The organism is Lysinibacillus sp. UBA5990 (assembly GCF_002429815.1).
In the GTDB taxonomy this organism is placed as follows: Bacteria; Bacillota; Bacilli; order Bacillales_A; family Planococcaceae; genus Lysinibacillus; species Lysinibacillus fusiformis.
Map to the genome: position 1 here is coordinate 971,245 of NZ_DJAY01000015.1, position 15,064 is coordinate 986,308.

Sequence of the window (15,064 nt, forward strand, 5' to 3'; positions counted from 1 at the left end):
TAGATAAATTTTATGATTTGGAGGAATAGAGATGAGTAGGCATTTAAGTGCAAAAAAGGGAGAGATAGCTGAAAGGGTATTACTTCCTGGTGATCCTTTACGTGCAAGGTTTGTAGCGGAGCATTTTTTAGAAAATGCATTTTGCTATAACGAAGTAAGAGGGATGTATGGCTACACGGGGATGTACAAAGGTGTGCCGATATCTGTTCAAGGGACAGGGATGGGCAATCCATCGATGAGTATTTATGGAACTGAACTGGTAAACGATTATGGCGTGAAGCAAATGATTCGTATCGGCACATGTGGTGCGATGCAAAAGGAAATTAATATCCGGGATATCATCCTCGCCCAAGCAGTATCCTCAGACAGTAATTTGACGGAGAAAATTTTCTTAGGCAATAATTATGCGCCTACAGCAGATTTTTCTTTATTAATGAAGGCATATCAGCAGGCACAAGGTAAAAAAGGAAATGTCTTTGTAGGCAATATATATAACTCGGATGAATTTTATCGTGAAACATTAGACAGGCTTCACAAGTTTATGGAATTCGGTGTGTTAGGGGTAGAAATGGAAAGCACAGCGCTCTATACGCTAGCGGCTAAATATGGGGTAAAAGCATTATCCATTTTGACGGTAGGTAGTCAATTACTAACAAATGAATGCTTAACACATGAGGAAAGTGAAAAGTCCTTTTATGAAATGGTGGACGTTGCTTTGACTACCATTATCGATGAATAGTGCCGTGTAAATGGGAAGAAGAACAGCAAGAAGTGATGGTTGCCATTTTGTCTGGATAGCAGTGGAGGGTATTGATGCTGGTAGCTCCATTGTTATGGCAGATTTTTCTAATTTAACGCCCGAAAAACATCTAGGCTGATCCAGTGGACAAGCTAGGGTTCGTTAAATGTTGATGGTACACATGGAAAGATACGGAGGGGAATAGATGCATTATTTAATTTCTATTGTAGGTTTACTGTTAGTTCTATTTTTAGCATGGGTTGCGAGTAATAATAGGAAAAAGATTAAGTATCGTCCAATCATTGTGATGATAGTCATCCAGCTTATACTAGGATTTCTTCTGCTTAAAACAAGTATCGGAGAATTATTAATTAAAGGATTTGCTGATAGTTTTGCAAAATTACTAGAGTATGCAAACGAAGGGACCAATTTTGTATTCGGTGGGATAGCTAATGAAGGAGCGCATACTTTTTTCCTGTATGTGTTAATGCCCATTGTTTTTATGTCTGCAATAATCGGAATATTGCAACATTATAAAATCCTTCCGTTTATTATCAAGTATATTGGTCTAGTACTAAGTAAAATAAATGGAATGGGAAAACTAGAATCTTATAATGCGGTCGCTGCAGCTATAGTAGGACAAAATGAAGTATTCATTTCGGTGAAAAACCAAATTGGATTTTTACCGAAGCACCGTCTCTATACATTATGTGCTTCTGCGATGTCAACTGTATCGATGTCAATTGTTGGCTCCTATATGACGATGCTAGAGCCAAAGTATGTAGTAGCCGCCTTACTATTAAACTTATTCGGTGGTTTTATTGTGGCCTCTATCATTAACCCGTATGAAGTGAAGGCGGAGGAAGATATAATTGAAGTGCAAGAAGGCGAAAAGCAAACATTTTTTGAAATGCTAGGCGAATACATTATGGATGGTTTTAAAGTAGCCATTATAGTTGGCGTTATGTTAGTAGGCTTTGTTGGGTTAATTGCCCTTATTAATGGTCTGTTTAATGGCATATTCGGCATCTCGTTCCAAGGTATCCTAGGGTATGTTTTCGCGCCAATTGCCTTTCTTATGGGTGTACCTTGGCATGAAGCAGTTAATGCGGGTAGTATTATGGCGACAAAGCTTGTGGCCAATGAATTTGTTGCTATGCTGGACTTCGTTAAAATCCAAGATAGCTTTAGTGAGCGTACAGCAGCCATTGTATCTGTATTCCTTATATCCTTTGCTAACTTTGGCTCCATTGGGACCATCGTAGGTGCCGTAAAAGGATTACATGAAAAGCAAGGAAATGTGGTGGCTCGCTTTGGATTAAAATTGCTCTATGGTGCTTCATTAGTCAGTGTTTTATCGGCAATCATTATCGGTATTGTATTTTGATTGACAAACTATAAAATTAATGAAGGCTTTAAGACGAGACACACCTTGATAGTTAACTATTAAGGTGTTTTTATTTTGGTGGCGTACGATTGAACATAGAAGTGTTTAATACTTAATGAATATGTAAGGAATGAGTAAGAAAAAAGTGATGTTTGACAGCTACAATGAAAATAGATTGAAAGATTGATGAGAAGATAAGGAGGCTATAGGAAATGGGCATGATGATAGGGATTATGACTGGTGCAATAATAGGGGTTGTTTTATTATTCATCAGCTTCATATTATTTTGGATAGGGAAGAGAAAGCAAGAAGAAAACCGATATGCAATATGGGTGATGGTTGCAGGTTTATTAGCGTTAATTACTTCTGGGAGCAATGCTTTAAATTATTTCTTATGAGGAAGTGGGACAAAAAGGGCGGTATCTATGTATCGCCCTTTGATGTGTACCACCTAACATGCTCTATTATTGAGGGAATTTAAAATGTACCTTATGTTCTTTTTCATCCCAAATAAGTTGCGCATTGAAGGTTTTTTGTCCCTTTTTAAACCCTTTGATCATGTCTGTTTCACCAGTGGCAAGTAGCTTTCTTACATTTGTCTGTGAAATGGTTTTACTGAGAATTTTCTTTGAAACTGAAAATTTACAGTTGGCAGTTTTATAGTTGGAACAGCCGTAAAAAGTACCATGATCTATGATAGAGCCGTCGCAAAGAATACACTTTCCGACAACGGTTTTTTCTTTTTTATATTTCTTTTGATAAGGATTATTGGCACTGATTTTTTCGACTTCCTTTTGATCGAATGCCCATACTTTTTCGCGTTCATGCGCATCTGTAATCAATTTATAGGTGAGCTTTTTTACTTGCTCCATAAAGGCTTGAGGAGAAGCATGTCCTTCACCAATTTCAGATAGTCGCTGCTCCCATTTTGCCGTCATCGATGGTGATGTCAGTAGGCTGTTTTCACCTAGTGCTTCAATTAATAACATACCTTTAGATGTAGCAAATACTTGGTTTTTCTTTATTTCAATATAGTTTCTATCTTTGAGTGTACCTATAATGCCGGCTCGTGTTGCTTCAGTTCCTAATCCTTCCGTTTTAGACAAAACCTTTTCTAACTCTGCATCATCTAGATGTTTACCGGCTGTTTTCATTACTGTAATTAAATGACCTTCTGTATATCTATTAGGTGGCTGTGTTGCCCCTTTTTTAACGGTAGCTTGAGCCACAGTCCCGAGCTCATTTTCATGAAGAAGCGGAAGCATTTCTTCTTCTTCTTGAGATGAATTTTCTTTAGCAAGATAAATGACTTTACGCCAACCCTCCTCTATTTGCTCCTTCCCCTTCGAAATGAACTCAGCTCGTTTATCGACAAGCGAATGAATCGTTGTGTACGCAAAAATGGCGTGGTTATAATGTGCTGCAATGACTTGTCTAGCTACTAAATCGTAAATCTTCTCTTCTTCCATGCTTAGCTTAGCAAGATTGGGTATTTGATCTGTCACAATAATCGCATGGTGGTCCGTAACCTTTTTCTCGTTGACATATCTTTTGTTATTCATAATTGAGTTTGTTGGGGGAGGAAGAAGGTTTTTATATTTATCTATTTTGCACAAATTGTTTAATATAGTTGGTAGTGTTTTGGCTTCTTCGCTTGTTAAAAATTGTGAATCAGATCTTGGGTATGAAACTAAACCTTTTACATAAAGCTTTTGTAAAATATCAAGAGTTTTTTGTGGAGAAAACTTAAAAGACTTATTTGCTGTAGCCTGTAACGCGGACAAATTAAATAACAGAGGCGGTGCGTATTCCTTCGTCTCTTTATTTATTTTCGCTATTTCTACATTTTTATGTAGACAGAAATTAGCAATCGCTATCGCTTGTTTTTCCTCCGATACTCTTGACATATTATTTTTATGCCATTTTGCTTTTAACACCTTACCTGCGAAATGAAAGAATGCTTCGACTTCCCAAAAAGGTTCTGATTTAAAATTCGCGATTTCATGTTCTCGATGAACAATTAACGCAAGGGTTGGGGTCTGTACTCTGCCAATGGAAAAGACATCTTTGACACCGTTTTTCTTAAGTAGGACGGTATATAGTCTCGATGTATTCATGCCGATTAACCAATCTGCACAGGAACGACTTAATGCTTCGTAATAAATATCTTTCGTTTTCGCTTCGGGTAGTAAATTAGAGAAGCCGTTTTTGACCGAGTTTTCAGTTAAGGACGATATCCATAATCGTTTCATCGGTTTGTTTACACCACATACCCGTAAAATGGTACGAATGATTAATTCTCCTTCACGCCCCGCATCTCCACCGATTATAATTTCTTGAATGTCTGGTCTTTTAACTAGATTTTTGATGATAGTAAATTGTTTATACTTAGATTTAGAAACTTTATATTCAAATCGATCGGGAATAATGGGCAATGTTTCCAATTTCCACTTTTTCCATGTTGGATCATATTCTTCTGGTGTTTTTAATTCACATAGATGCCCAATTGCCCATGTGATAATTGCTCCATTTGGAAAATATGAGTTGGCTTTGACCTCAAAATATCCTGTCTTTTTAGTAAAAGAAAAGGGAGCAGCTAACTTGGCAGCTTGGTCTGGTTTTTCTGCAATTACTATTTTCATCTATCATTCTCCTGTAACTAATCATTCCAACTCTTGTCATATCATTATAAATTAATATTCAGTATAACTGTTATAACAAGGATTGTGTCGATCTATTTGCTATTTGTCATGAAATCCATATTGAGTGGGTAAATCTTTTATGAAAAATAGTTGTTCCTTTAAGGAGAGGGGATTTATTTTCCCTTCTCTTTTCATTTTGGACTGCCACGAATAATCCATGCTAGTAAAAAAATGCCTACTGCACGAATTTTAAAAGATGAATCGTATTATGAAAAGAAGGAGGCTCGATAGGAAATATGAAAAAGTTTGCTGGCTTATGTGTTCAAGAAATCGTTCAAACATATAGTGACACCTTAATCCGAATTGCTGTGCATCAGACAAAAAATATGGCTGAGGCGGAGGATATTGTACAAGAGGTTTATCTGACTCTTATGAAACAGAGAAAGCCTTTCGATCATGAAGATCATTTAAAGGCTTGGCTCATCAAAGTAACTTTTAATAAATGTAAGGATTACTTTAAGTCTTCCCGTGTGAAGAAGACGGTACCCATTACCGAAGAAATGTCCTTTATCGCCAAAGAGGAGCAGATAATTCTTACGGAAATTTTTGAGCTTAATCCAAAAGAGAGAGTCATTGTTTATTTACATTATTATGAAGGCTATACAACTGCAGAAATCGCCGATCTATTAGGAATGAATGTTAACACGATTGGCTCAAAGCTAAGACGGGCACGAATGAAATTGAAAATTATGTTAGAAGAAGGGAGTAAGGTCTGATGAATGCTTATAAAAACGTGATGAAGCAGATTCATGCTTCCGAAGAATTTAAGATAAAGATGCAAAACGAGATGATGGAATTTCAACAAAAAGAAAAGAGGGTCTTTATGAAAAAAGTACGAATAAGTGTGGGAAGTTTAGTTGCCTGTGCAGTAATAGCTGTAGTCTCTTCTTTAGTCAATGTTAACAATGACACAACAATCGATTTAACAGATAGAATTGTGGTGGACCATGCAGCTCCTGCGGCAAGTGCAGTAGTCAATATCGAAGGAGTGATCACCGAAGTTGGAGAAGATGGACTGAGCTTTACGTTGGAGAACGGCATGGAAGTAGTTGTTACAGATGAGACGAAATTGGGCATAGATGGTCCAACCGCCCCCCCTAAGGAAGAACAATTTTTTGAGCCGACATTTAGAGTAGGCAACCTAATAGGCGGTTTCACAGAAGATACGACTACAGAGCCAGTAACTGCGGCTGTCATTTATACGAACTGGAATTTTGAGAAACCTATCCGCTGAGGTACAGCCAAAATAACCCCCTTTAGAAATCGATCTAAAGGGGGTTAATCATTTAAGGTGCAACGCATATTAGGCTAGGCCACCATTAACGAAGATTATTTGGCCGTTGATCCACCGTGCTGGGCCAGCTAAAAATGCGACGACTTCTGAAATATCATTAGGCTCACCTAGTCTTTCTAATGGCACGGCATTTGCTAAATGCTGAATTTGATGTTCATCTTTTCCATTTAAGAATAAAGGGGTTGCTGTAGGGCCGGGTGCTACTGTATTAACAGTAATATCCTTACCTCTTAGTTCACGAGCTAAAATCATAGAAATCGATTCAATTGCTGCTTTACTGGCTACATAGGCGCCATAGTTCGGAAACTGGCTACGAGTAACAGAGGTTGAAAAATTAATAATGGCGCCTCCTTTGCTAACTCGTTGTGCTGCTAATTGAGAGACAACAAAGGCACCTCGAATATTTGTCCGATGCATCCTATCTAAATCATTTAAATCTAATTCGGCTATTGGGCTAAGTAACATGATTCCAGCCGTATTAATGACAACATCTATACTTCCAAAGGCTTTTTCCACCAGCTCAAAGGCCATACTCATTTCAATTTCATTTGCTACATCGCCACCGACAGATATTGCCTGACCTCCACGCGCCACAATAGATGCCTCTAATTGTTTGGCATTTGTTTTACTTGAAGAATAGTGAATACCAATGGCATAGCCTTCCTCTGCTAATTTTTCTACGACTGAACGGCCGATCCCACCAGATCCACCTAATACTAAAGCAACGCGTTTATCCATCTCTTTTCCCATAAAATAAATCCTCCTAAGCATATGTTTTAGTTACAAAAATTAAATTTTGTAACTTTGTTGTTTTATAGTACACGTGTTATAGTTACATTGTCAACAAAATGTAACCACGAACATGGATTGGGGAGATGAATATGGCCATTCTTTCAGAAGAGAAGATTTTTTCAACAGCAGAGGCAATTATTCTAAGTAAGGGTATAAATAAAACAACATTATTAGATATTGCGAAGAGGCTTGGCGTAACTCACGCGGCACTATATAAACACTTTAAGAATAAAGAAGACTTGTTACAGAAGTTGGCTCTTAAATGGTTGGAAAATACTTCGCGACCATTATTGGAGTGGAGTCCTAAAGAACATGAGGATGCTGAAACTGCTCTACATCATTGGCTATGGCTCCTTAATCTGACAAAGAAAGATCTTTATATCAATCATCAGAAAATGTTTTTATTGTATACAAACTACATCGAAACCAATAGTAGCCTTGTTAGTAATCATTTAAATCATCTAGCTAAAAAGGTGGAGGAAATTAGCGGGTGGGAAAATCAAGGGATGGCAGTTATGACAGCATTTACGTACTTCCACAACCCGTATTTTGCTGAAAGATGGAGCAATAGTGACCATCAAGCATTATTTGAACAGGTATGGTCCGTTATTTGCAAAGCACAATCCAATGTATAGGACAAATAATACGTAGTGAACCAATAAAGCTGGCATATAGGAAATGCCAGCTTTTAAGATTGCTGAAAGGGGTTATCCAAGTAGGGTCCTTTAATGGTAATACGCATTAACTGAGTCGCCATAAATTTTGGCGTATAGGGCATATCATTTTCTAACCACCAGACGATTACCTCCAGAAAGGCAGCGGCATAAAAACGGATAGCCATCTCACGCGGTACGGTTAATTTTTGATCATCAGGCTCCATCAATTGAATGCCACTTGATACAAAATCGATAATTATCTTTTTTAAGCCTGCAGAAAAATAAGGGATATCTTTTTCTGTGAGGTAGACTTTGTAAAGCTTACTATTCAGCGCAATTTGTTCAAACAAATGCATAAATGTCTCATGAGGCTGATCATAATGAGGTAATAAATCAAAATCTCTCTTCTCTTCAAATGTTGGGTGAATACTTCCTACTAATTCATGTAAGATTTCCTCAGAGCTCTGGTACAGTAAATCTAATTTGTCACGGTAATGTAAATAGAAAGTGGCACGGTTCAAGGTTGCTCGTTGAGTAATATCTTGCACAGTAATCTTCTCATAGCCTTGTTCATCAATTAATTCCACAAGTGCATCTCTCAATAGCTGGCGTGTTCTTATGACGCGAGGGTCCATCTTTTTCGACATTTTTAAGCTCCTTGTATTAAATTTATCGTTTACACAACATAGTAGCCTTGCATGTTGTCAATGCATCAATTCATGCTCTTATGTTGTTTGCCCTTTTTGAACAGACAGTTATAATTATATTAACGACACGGTGTCGATAATACAACTAGTTGTTAACGTGTTCACGAATTATTCATTTATCTGATTCAGCTATTTTATATCAAACATACGGAAATGTCCCTTTTCTATGGGGGAGGATGTATGCTTGTGATGCTCTTTTTAGAAGGTGTTCATATATCTGCTGAATCAAAATGAAGCCTCTAGCTTTTATCACGGATTCAAAATATCTGCTGGCATTTGCACAGAGGGAATGGATTAATAAAAGAAAGGGAGTTTTATAGATGGGACGTTTAAATGGGAAAGTAGCCATTATTACGGGAGCAGCGATGGGCATGGGCGCTTCTGAGGCAAAATTATTTGCACAAGAAGGGGCAAAGGTGATTGCAACAGATGTGCAAATCGAGCCATTGAATAACTTAGTGAAAGAAATTAAAGAAAATGGTGGAGATATTATTGGTCTTTCACATAATGTAACGTCTGAGGACGAGTGGAAAGCCGTTATTGCAGAGGCAGTGAAGGCATATGGTAAAGTCGATGTACTCGTCAACAATGCAGGAATTTCATCACCCAAAACGATTGCCAACATGGAAATGGACGAATGGAATAAAGTAATGGACATTAACTTAAATGGCTGTATCATTGGTATGAAATATGTGATTCCAGAAATGCAAAAGGCTGGTGGCGGTTCTATTGTCAATATTTCTTCCATTGGTGGAATCGTGGGAATGGCAGGGACAAGTCCTTATACAGCAGCAAAAGGAGCACTTCGTGTGTTGTCTAAATCGGCTGCGGTAGAGTATGGGAAAGATCATATTCGTGTAAATTCTGTTCACCCAGGCATTATTGTTACGCCTATGACAGCGCCAACGATGGAAGAAGGGGGCGCTTTACCTTTCTACAAAACCTATACACAGCTACCATACTTTGGTGCACCAGAGGACGTAGCCTATGGAGTGGTCTTCCTTGCTTCTGACGAATCACGCTTTATGACAGGCGCGGAACTAGTCATTGACGGCGGATGGACTGCGATTTAAACGAAAATAGCTTGAGAAAACTAGGTTTCACTAAATATATGTGATCCTAGTTTTTTTTGCATGGAAGCGAGAGATTGATAAATTAATCCCCAGTTCAAGTATTTTCGTAATGGAGTTTTACATAGCTGGCAAAAAAGTGATGCAACAATTTTCTTGAAAAACCACTACCCAGAAGTATTCGCCTTCCTACTCAAAACCCTCCTTTCGCCTGCAAATTAGCACAAACACCGAGGATGTTTGTGCATATCATAGTGGGGAGTAAGCGTTTTCCTCTTTATATAGAAGAAAGTCAAAACGGAAAATTTCACGAATCTGTGAATATCACGAAAAAAAATTCATAAAAACCTTAACTATTTCATACGAAATCCGTATAATAAATCAAACAGTACGAAAATTGTCCATATTTCTCAGTAAATTGCGCGAATTTTTTAAATTGTATTGACGTAGGAATCGATAATTTGTACACTGTGTACAGTCAATTGTTTTTTGGAGGAATACAATTAATTTGAAAAAGTTAGGATTTGATAGATATGATCGTGTGTAAATTTGGTGGAACATCTGTAGCAAACGCAGAACAAATTCAAAAAGTAGCAAATATTGTGAAATCTAATCCGGCACGTAAAATCGTTGCCGTTTCAGCACCAGGTAAACGATCTGGTGACGATATAAAAGTAACCGATCTATTAATACAATTAGCAACTGCCGCGTTACAACATGAAGATACCGAAGACAAATTGCATATTGTAGTCGATCGTTTTCGAGCAATTGCAGATGGCTTAGGGTTAGATGATGCCATTTGTGACGTGATTGCGGAAGATTTACGTGAACGTGTACAAGGTGACAAAACAAACGTGGAATTATTCATCGATAGCATTAAAGCAGCTGGTGAAGATAATAACGCCAAACTTATTGCCGCTTATTTTAATGCAATTGGAATGCCCGCACGCTATGTAAGCCCTAAGGATGGTTTAGTGGTCAATGATTTGCCTGAACGAACATTTGCTTTACCCGAAGCGTATGCTAATTTAGCCCCTTTAAAACACACAAAAGAAATTATTGTGTTCCCAGGGTTCTTCGGTTACACTAAAGCGGGCGTATTGCGAACATTTGACCGCGGAGGCTCTGATATTACTGGCTCCATTTTAGCAGCAGCTGTTGAAGCGGAGTTATATGAAAACTTTACGGATGTGGATTGTGTGTTCTCCGCGAATCCGAAAGTAGTCAATGATCCAGTGGAAATTAAAGAAATTACGTATCGCGAAATGCGCGAATTATCATATGCAGGCTTTTCAGTGTTCCATGACGAAGCATTAATGCCTGTCTACAAGATTGGGGTGCCCGTTAACATAAAAAATACAAATAATCCATCAGCCCCAGGTACTCGTATCGTACCAAGTCGTCCTGCAACAGGTCGTCCCGTTACAGGTATCTCGGCAGACAGTGGTTTTTCAACTTTATATGTCTCTAAATATTTGATGAATCGTGAAGTAGGCTTTGGACGAAAGCTACTACAAATTTTAGAAGATGAAAATATTTCTTATGAACACACACCTTCTGGCTTAGACGATATTTCAGTCATTATGCGTTCGAATCAGATATCACCAGATAATGAAGAGCGTATTATTAGTCGAGTGAAAGAAGAGCTACATGCTGAGTATGTAGAAATGCGTCATGGTTTTTCGATGATCGTGATTGTTGGCGAAGGTATGCGCCATAATACAGGTTTAGCTGCCCGTGCTGCTACAGCGATTTCAAAAACTGGTGCAAACATTGAAATGATCAATCAAGGCTCTTCTGAAGTAAGTCTCGTTTTTGGTGTACTTCAGGAATTTGAAAACCGCATTTTACAGGCGTTATATGAAGAATTTTTTGCCCATGCGAAAGCTTAATGACACAATTATCACTAATCCAAGGGTTCTATACTTGGATTAGTGTTTTCTTTTTGCTAAGAATACGGTAAAATCGAGGGCGTACATAGTTGGGAGGGTTTTTCGTGAAGAATTTAACGATTGGTATGCTTTTTTCGGTTGTTGGGATACTTTTTGTCTGTTTAACGATTATGGATATTTTACCATCATCGACAAAAACAATGAAAGTGGTTTACATAGCTATCGGTTGGGTCTTTATCATCATTGGCTCCGTGATCCGCTTTAAAAATCTCAAACAAAAGCAGTAACAACACGTCAAAATGGAATTGTGGCAATAGGCAAACTTATGATACAATTTCAAAGAAAATAAATAATTTGAGTATTATGAAGTTGTTATTCTGTACAAACGTTCAGAAGGTTCAAATTTTAAATAAAGAATCGACAGTACAAATTCTTCTTTGTAAGAATTTGTTTTTTTATGTTCATAATCTATTTATCGTCAGGAGGCGATTGAATGCCCATACTTTCGAAGGATCATATTCAAATTTCTGACCAATATGTAGCACTTCAAGCTGTTTCACCTATGAAGGTTGTATCCTCTGCCATGCATAATCCAGGCTTTGGTTATTTTACTCATCTGATGAATCGGACTGTGCCCATTACTTATGATGATCGACAGCCACATCGTGATTTACAGCATTTTTTGCAGGCGCATGATTTTCCAATCGATCACACAGTGGCGATGATGACGGCTGTCCAAGCAAACTTTGCGACCATTCGTGAATTTACATATGAAGGTATTCATCTAGTTATTATGATTACTGCAGGTCTAGGTAATGCCGTAGATATTACACGTGCTTTTCATCGTGTGGAGCAATACCATGCAGGTACGATTAATACATGGGTGCTTATTAACGGAAAATTGTCTGATGAAGCGTTATTTCAGGCTATGATTTCGACAACGGAGGCGAAGGTGAAAGCGTTAACGGATGAAGGCATAACTGATCCTACAACAGGCACGCAAGCAACCGGAACATCCACTGATAGTTTGCTCATTGCTTCTACAGAAGAAGGGGATTACCATCAATATGCTGGTCCTATCACAATGTTAGGCAAGGTCATTGGCTACGGTGTCTATGAAACGATGCGTGAGGCTATTCGTAAATACAAAAAGGATAAAGAGGAGAAGGCGTTATGATTGCCATAGTGATTGCCTGTATCATAGGGATTATTTTCGATATTTTAGTAGGAGATCCTCCAAAGCTTCCGCATCCCGTGCGATGGATTGGTAAGCTGATTCAATCACAAACAGCTTTATGGAATCAAGGCAAATGGCGGAAATTGCGTGGTATGGTGATGGCACTTGCAGTCGTAGGGACAACGATGTTTGTGGTCACACTTATTTTACTACTCAGCTATCAGGTAAGCTTGATTTTTGGCGTTTTGGTTGAAGGCCTTCTAATTGGCATTGGGCTGGCGCAGCGTAGTTTGAAGGAGGCAGCACTGGCAGTTTATGAGCCCCTTGTAAAAGGTGATTTTGCAGAAGCGCGCGTCAAATTATCATGGATTGTTGGGCGTGATACTGAAAAGCTGGGCGAAGATGAGATTGTGCGTGGTGTAGTAGAGACCGTTTCTGAAAATACAAGTGATGGAGTGACCGCCCCCCTATTTTATGCCTTTTTATTTGGTGCTATCGGTTTATGGGGCTACAAGGCTGTCAATACGTTAGATTCCATGGTCGGCTATAAAAATGAAACATTCAAAGATTTTGGCATGTTTTCTGCCAAACTTGATGATGTCCTGAATTTTATTCCAAGTCGTATCACAGGCTTTCTTATCGTGCTAGGTACAAAAAATGTAACGAGTTACTCATTTGGACAACGATTAAAGCGTTGGGCCCAAGACGCTAAAAAGCATCCAAGTCCTAATAGTGGTTATTTAGAGGCGGCAACAGCAGTGCAGCTTGGCGTCCAACTAGGTGGGAAAAATACTTATCAAGGCGTTGTTTCTCATCGAGCGATTATGGGAGAAAAATTAGTTCCTTTAACAAAGGAGCATATAATGGCATCTATTATTCATATGCGTATTGCCATGGTGCTCTTTACGCTTGTCATGTTAGCAGTGGAGGTGTTCATTTATGCTATTACCTAATCACGGAGCAAATCCGCAAAATGTTTATCAGCAATTAGGTTTAACGATGCCTGAAGAAGTATATGATTTTAGTGAAAATGTCAATGCGGCAGGACCACCATCTTTTGTCGAGGCGCGTTGGCGTACATTTTACCCGCTTATTCAACGCTATCCCGATCCGGATGGAGAGCCCTTTCTAACAAAGGTCGCTGCTTTCCATCAAGTAGCGAAGGAGATGGTTTTACTAGGCAACGGGGCGTCAGAACTCTTTAGTGTTATTGCGAGACGTTATGCGCAAAAGCGCGTCATTGTCGTACATCCTACCTTTTCAGAATATGAGCGAACATTGCGAGCCGCGGGTGCTATTATTATTCCGATTTTGGTGACGGACTTTATCCAATACACGTTGCCAATGGAACGACTTAAACAAGAAATGGTGGAGGCAGACGCTCTCTATATTTGTACACCGAACAATCCAACAGGTGTATTGCCAGAGAAGGAAGATTTACTAGCCTTATTGGAGCATGGTCGAGCTGTCAAATGTGAGCTTGTCATTGATGAAGCCTTCATGGATTGGGTTGATGAGGCGAATTCCCTCATTCATGAAAGTATGGAGAATTCACATGTCCTCGTTGTGCGTTCGATGACTAAAATGTACGCAATACCTGGCTTACGTCTTGGCTATTTAGTTGCTCATGCCTCTATTGTCAGTGAGCTAAAGGACATGCTGCCGCATTGGAATTTAAATGCCTTTGCACTGGTCATTGGTGCAGGCTGTTTGGATGAGCAGCAATATAGTCAGCAGGCAATTGCCTATGCGACAACGCAAAGAGAGCGGTTGCATCGTTATTTACAAGAAAACGGCTGTCTTGTCACTAATAGTGTGACGAATTATGTGTGCTTTTCATTGCCGAAGGAACAGCAGGCGGACGCCTTTTTTACGTATTGTTTAGCACAGGGAGTTGTCCTGCGTCATACGAAAAACTTTAAAGGATTACAGGGCGAATGGTTCCGTATTGGGATTAAAGATATTGCGGCCATGACGTATTTACATAATTGTCTGCAGGCGTGGTTTTACGCAAATAAGGGGAGAGAAAAGTGACAACTTTTTATCTAGTAAGGCATGGGGAAACACAATGGAATCAAGAGCAAAGACTACAAGGATGGTTGGACTCTCCGTTAACGGACAATGGTAGAGAAGCGGCTACAAGATTACAGTTACAACTACAGTCAATCCCATTTGCGGCAGCTTATTGTAGTTCAAGTGGTCGTGCGAAGGAGACGATGGATATTCTGACGGCTCATCGCCAATTACCCGTTTATTATGAGGATAATTTACGGGAAATCTTTTTAGGGAATTGGCAAGGTAAGAGAATTAAGGACATTTTGATGACAAATGGGCTTGATTATGAATTGTATACGAAATACCCAGCGCAATTTATCGCAACCCATACGGAAAGTTTTGGCGCTGTCACAGAAAGAGCGATGTATACGTTGAAAAAAATAGCGGAGCAGCATCGAGATGAGCCTATTTTGATCGTTTCCCATGCAGTGACGATTAAATGCATGATTAATGCTATTTTACAACGCAATATTAGTGAGCTTTGGACAGCTCCTTATATTCATGGGACAAGTGTCACCGTTATTGAACGTCAGGGACAGCAGTGGGTAATCCAAGAAATTGGTACTTTACATCATTTACAATAGGAGGTATTA

17 protein-coding genes are annotated in these 15,064 nt (G+C 38.9%); 14 read left to right on the forward strand and 3 right to left on the reverse strand.

What is annotated here, in order from left to right:
- The first annotated feature begins 31 nt into the window (after positions 1 to 31).
- The 4 genes from deoD to B3D94_RS17290 all read left to right on the forward strand — a co-directional run bounded on the left by deoD (position 32) and on the right by B3D94_RS17290 (position 2,524).
- Positions 32 to 739: a purine-nucleoside phosphorylase gene (gene deoD / locus B3D94_RS17275; RefSeq protein WP_008175971.1), complete on the forward strand. Its 708-nt coding sequence runs from the start codon at positions 32 to 34 to the stop codon at positions 737 to 739.
- A gap of 10 nt (positions 740 to 749) precedes the next feature.
- Positions 750 to 878: a hypothetical protein gene (locus B3D94_RS17280; RefSeq protein WP_291758663.1), complete on the forward strand. Its 129-nt coding sequence runs from the start codon at positions 750 to 752 to the stop codon at positions 876 to 878.
- A 66-nt stretch (positions 879 to 944) separates the two neighbouring features.
- A complete protein-coding gene (locus B3D94_RS17285) occupies positions 945 to 2,126 on the forward strand; it encodes a NupC/NupG family nucleoside CNT transporter (RefSeq protein WP_291758665.1) in 1,182 nt (393 codons plus the stop codon).
- A gap of 212 nt (positions 2,127 to 2,338) precedes the next feature.
- On the forward strand, positions 2,339 to 2,524 hold the full coding sequence (locus B3D94_RS17290; protein ID WP_291758667.1) for a hypothetical protein: 186 nt from the start codon (positions 2,339 to 2,341) through the stop codon (positions 2,522 to 2,524).
- A gap of 66 nt (positions 2,525 to 2,590) precedes the next feature.
- Here B3D94_RS17290 and B3D94_RS17295 read toward each other — a convergent pair whose 3' ends face one another.
- The gene (locus B3D94_RS17295) at positions 2,591 to 4,768 is read right to left on the reverse strand and encodes a DNA topoisomerase III (protein WP_291758668.1); all 2,178 of its coding nucleotides are present in this window, start codon (positions 4,766 to 4,768) and stop codon (positions 2,591 to 2,593) included.
- Between the two features lie 296 nt (positions 4,769 to 5,064).
- Here B3D94_RS17295 and B3D94_RS17300 point away from each other — a divergent pair, with 296 nt between their 5' ends.
- A complete protein-coding gene (locus B3D94_RS17300) occupies positions 5,065 to 5,544 on the forward strand; it encodes an RNA polymerase sigma factor (RefSeq protein WP_291758670.1) in 480 nt (159 codons plus the stop codon).
- Between the two features lie 107 nt (positions 5,545 to 5,651).
- Positions 5,652 to 6,062 carry a hypothetical protein gene (locus B3D94_RS17305; protein ID WP_291758672.1) on the forward strand — a complete coding sequence of 137 codons (411 nt, stop codon included), beginning with the start codon at positions 5,652 to 5,654 and terminating at the stop codon, positions 6,060 to 6,062.
- Between the two features lie 69 nt (positions 6,063 to 6,131).
- Here B3D94_RS17305 and B3D94_RS17310 read toward each other — a convergent pair whose 3' ends face one another.
- Positions 6,132 to 6,872 carry an SDR family oxidoreductase gene (locus B3D94_RS17310; RefSeq protein WP_291758674.1) on the reverse strand — a complete coding sequence of 247 codons (741 nt, stop codon included), beginning with the start codon at positions 6,870 to 6,872 and terminating at the stop codon, positions 6,132 to 6,134.
- A gap of 131 nt (positions 6,873 to 7,003) precedes the next feature.
- Here B3D94_RS17310 and B3D94_RS17315 point away from each other — a divergent pair, with 131 nt between their 5' ends.
- Positions 7,004 to 7,549: a TetR family transcriptional regulator gene (locus B3D94_RS17315; RefSeq protein WP_291758676.1), complete on the forward strand. Its 546-nt coding sequence runs from the start codon at positions 7,004 to 7,006 to the stop codon at positions 7,547 to 7,549.
- 53 nt (positions 7,550 to 7,602) lie between these two features.
- On the opposite strand, the gene B3D94_RS17320 is transcribed toward B3D94_RS17315, so the two are convergent.
- The gene (locus B3D94_RS17320; RefSeq protein WP_008175985.1) at positions 7,603 to 8,217 is read right to left on the reverse strand and encodes a TetR/AcrR family transcriptional regulator; all 615 of its coding nucleotides are present in this window, start codon (positions 8,215 to 8,217) and stop codon (positions 7,603 to 7,605) included.
- A gap of 380 nt (positions 8,218 to 8,597) precedes the next feature.
- Here B3D94_RS17320 and B3D94_RS17325 point away from each other — a divergent pair, with 380 nt between their 5' ends.
- The 7 genes from B3D94_RS17325 (at position 8,598) to B3D94_RS17355 (ending at position 15,055) form a co-directional block, all read left to right on the forward strand.
- Positions 8,598 to 9,350 (forward strand): SDR family NAD(P)-dependent oxidoreductase, encoded by a 753-nt coding sequence (locus B3D94_RS17325; protein ID WP_025115647.1) that lies wholly within the window; start codon positions 8,598 to 8,600, stop codon positions 9,348 to 9,350.
- 530 nt (positions 9,351 to 9,880) lie between these two features.
- Positions 9,881 to 11,239, forward strand: a complete 1,359-nt coding sequence (locus B3D94_RS17330) for an aspartate kinase (RefSeq protein WP_069481042.1) — start codon at positions 9,881 to 9,883, stop codon at positions 11,237 to 11,239.
- Positions 11,240 to 11,343: 104 nt separating this feature from the next.
- Positions 11,344 to 11,526: a hypothetical protein gene (locus B3D94_RS17335; RefSeq protein WP_025115645.1), complete on the forward strand. Its 183-nt coding sequence runs from the start codon at positions 11,344 to 11,346 to the stop codon at positions 11,524 to 11,526.
- A gap of 206 nt (positions 11,527 to 11,732) precedes the next feature.
- Positions 11,733 to 12,416: an adenosylcobinamide amidohydrolase gene (locus B3D94_RS17340; RefSeq protein WP_069481043.1), complete on the forward strand. Its 684-nt coding sequence runs from the start codon at positions 11,733 to 11,735 to the stop codon at positions 12,414 to 12,416.
- Positions 12,413 to 13,369, forward strand: a complete 957-nt coding sequence (gene cbiB, locus B3D94_RS17345; RefSeq protein ID WP_291758681.1) for an adenosylcobinamide-phosphate synthase CbiB — start codon at positions 12,413 to 12,415, stop codon at positions 13,367 to 13,369. The genes B3D94_RS17340 and cbiB overlap by 4 nt, the downstream gene beginning before the upstream one ends.
- On the forward strand, positions 13,356 to 14,450 hold the full coding sequence (locus tag B3D94_RS17350; protein ID WP_291758683.1) for a pyridoxal phosphate-dependent aminotransferase: 1,095 nt from the start codon (positions 13,356 to 13,358) through the stop codon (positions 14,448 to 14,450). Before cbiB ends, B3D94_RS17350 begins: the two co-directional genes overlap by 14 nt.
- Complete coding sequence (locus B3D94_RS17355) at positions 14,447 to 15,055, forward strand: histidine phosphatase family protein (RefSeq protein WP_069481046.1); 609 nt, start codon at positions 14,447 to 14,449, stop codon at positions 15,053 to 15,055. The genes B3D94_RS17350 and B3D94_RS17355 overlap by 4 nt, the downstream gene beginning before the upstream one ends.
- The last annotated feature ends 9 nt before the right edge of the window (positions 15,056 to 15,064 follow it).

Coding starts and splice junctions, on each gene's coding strand:
- B3D94_RS17320 (WP_008175985.1), bottom strand. CDS start 8,217: ATGTCGAAAAAGATGGACCCTCGCGTCATAAGAACACGCCAGCTATTG.
- B3D94_RS17285 (WP_291758665.1), top strand. CDS start 945: ATGCATTATTTAATTTCTATTGTAGGTTTACTGTTAGTTCTATTTTTA.
- deoD (WP_008175971.1), top strand. CDS start 32: ATGAGTAGGCATTTAAGTGCAAAAAAGGGAGAGATAGCTGAAAGGGTA.
- B3D94_RS17310 (WP_291758674.1), bottom strand. CDS start 6,872: ATGGGAAAAGAGATGGATAAACGCGTTGCTTTAGTATTAGGTGGATCT.
- B3D94_RS17330 (WP_069481042.1), top strand. CDS start 9,881: ATGATCGTGTGTAAATTTGGTGGAACATCTGTAGCAAACGCAGAACAA.
- B3D94_RS17325 (WP_025115647.1), top strand. CDS start 8,598: ATGGGACGTTTAAATGGGAAAGTAGCCATTATTACGGGAGCAGCGATG.
- B3D94_RS17300 (WP_291758670.1), top strand. CDS start 5,065: ATGAAAAAGTTTGCTGGCTTATGTGTTCAAGAAATCGTTCAAACATAT.
- B3D94_RS17315 (WP_291758676.1), top strand. CDS start 7,004: ATGGCCATTCTTTCAGAAGAGAAGATTTTTTCAACAGCAGAGGCAATT.
- B3D94_RS17295 (WP_291758668.1), bottom strand. CDS start 4,768: ATGAAAATAGTAATTGCAGAAAAACCAGACCAAGCTGCCAAGTTAGCT.
- B3D94_RS17305 (WP_291758672.1), top strand. CDS start 5,652: ATGAAAAAAGTACGAATAAGTGTGGGAAGTTTAGTTGCCTGTGCAGTA.
- B3D94_RS17350 (WP_291758683.1), top strand. CDS start 13,356: ATGCTATTACCTAATCACGGAGCAAATCCGCAAAATGTTTATCAGCAA.
- B3D94_RS17290 (WP_291758667.1), top strand. CDS start 2,339: ATGGGCATGATGATAGGGATTATGACTGGTGCAATAATAGGGGTTGTT.
- B3D94_RS17340 (WP_069481043.1), top strand. CDS start 11,733: ATGCCCATACTTTCGAAGGATCATATTCAAATTTCTGACCAATATGTA.
- B3D94_RS17280 (WP_291758663.1), top strand. CDS start 750: ATGGGAAGAAGAACAGCAAGAAGTGATGGTTGCCATTTTGTCTGGATA.
- cbiB (WP_291758681.1), top strand. CDS start 12,413: ATGATTGCCATAGTGATTGCCTGTATCATAGGGATTATTTTCGATATT.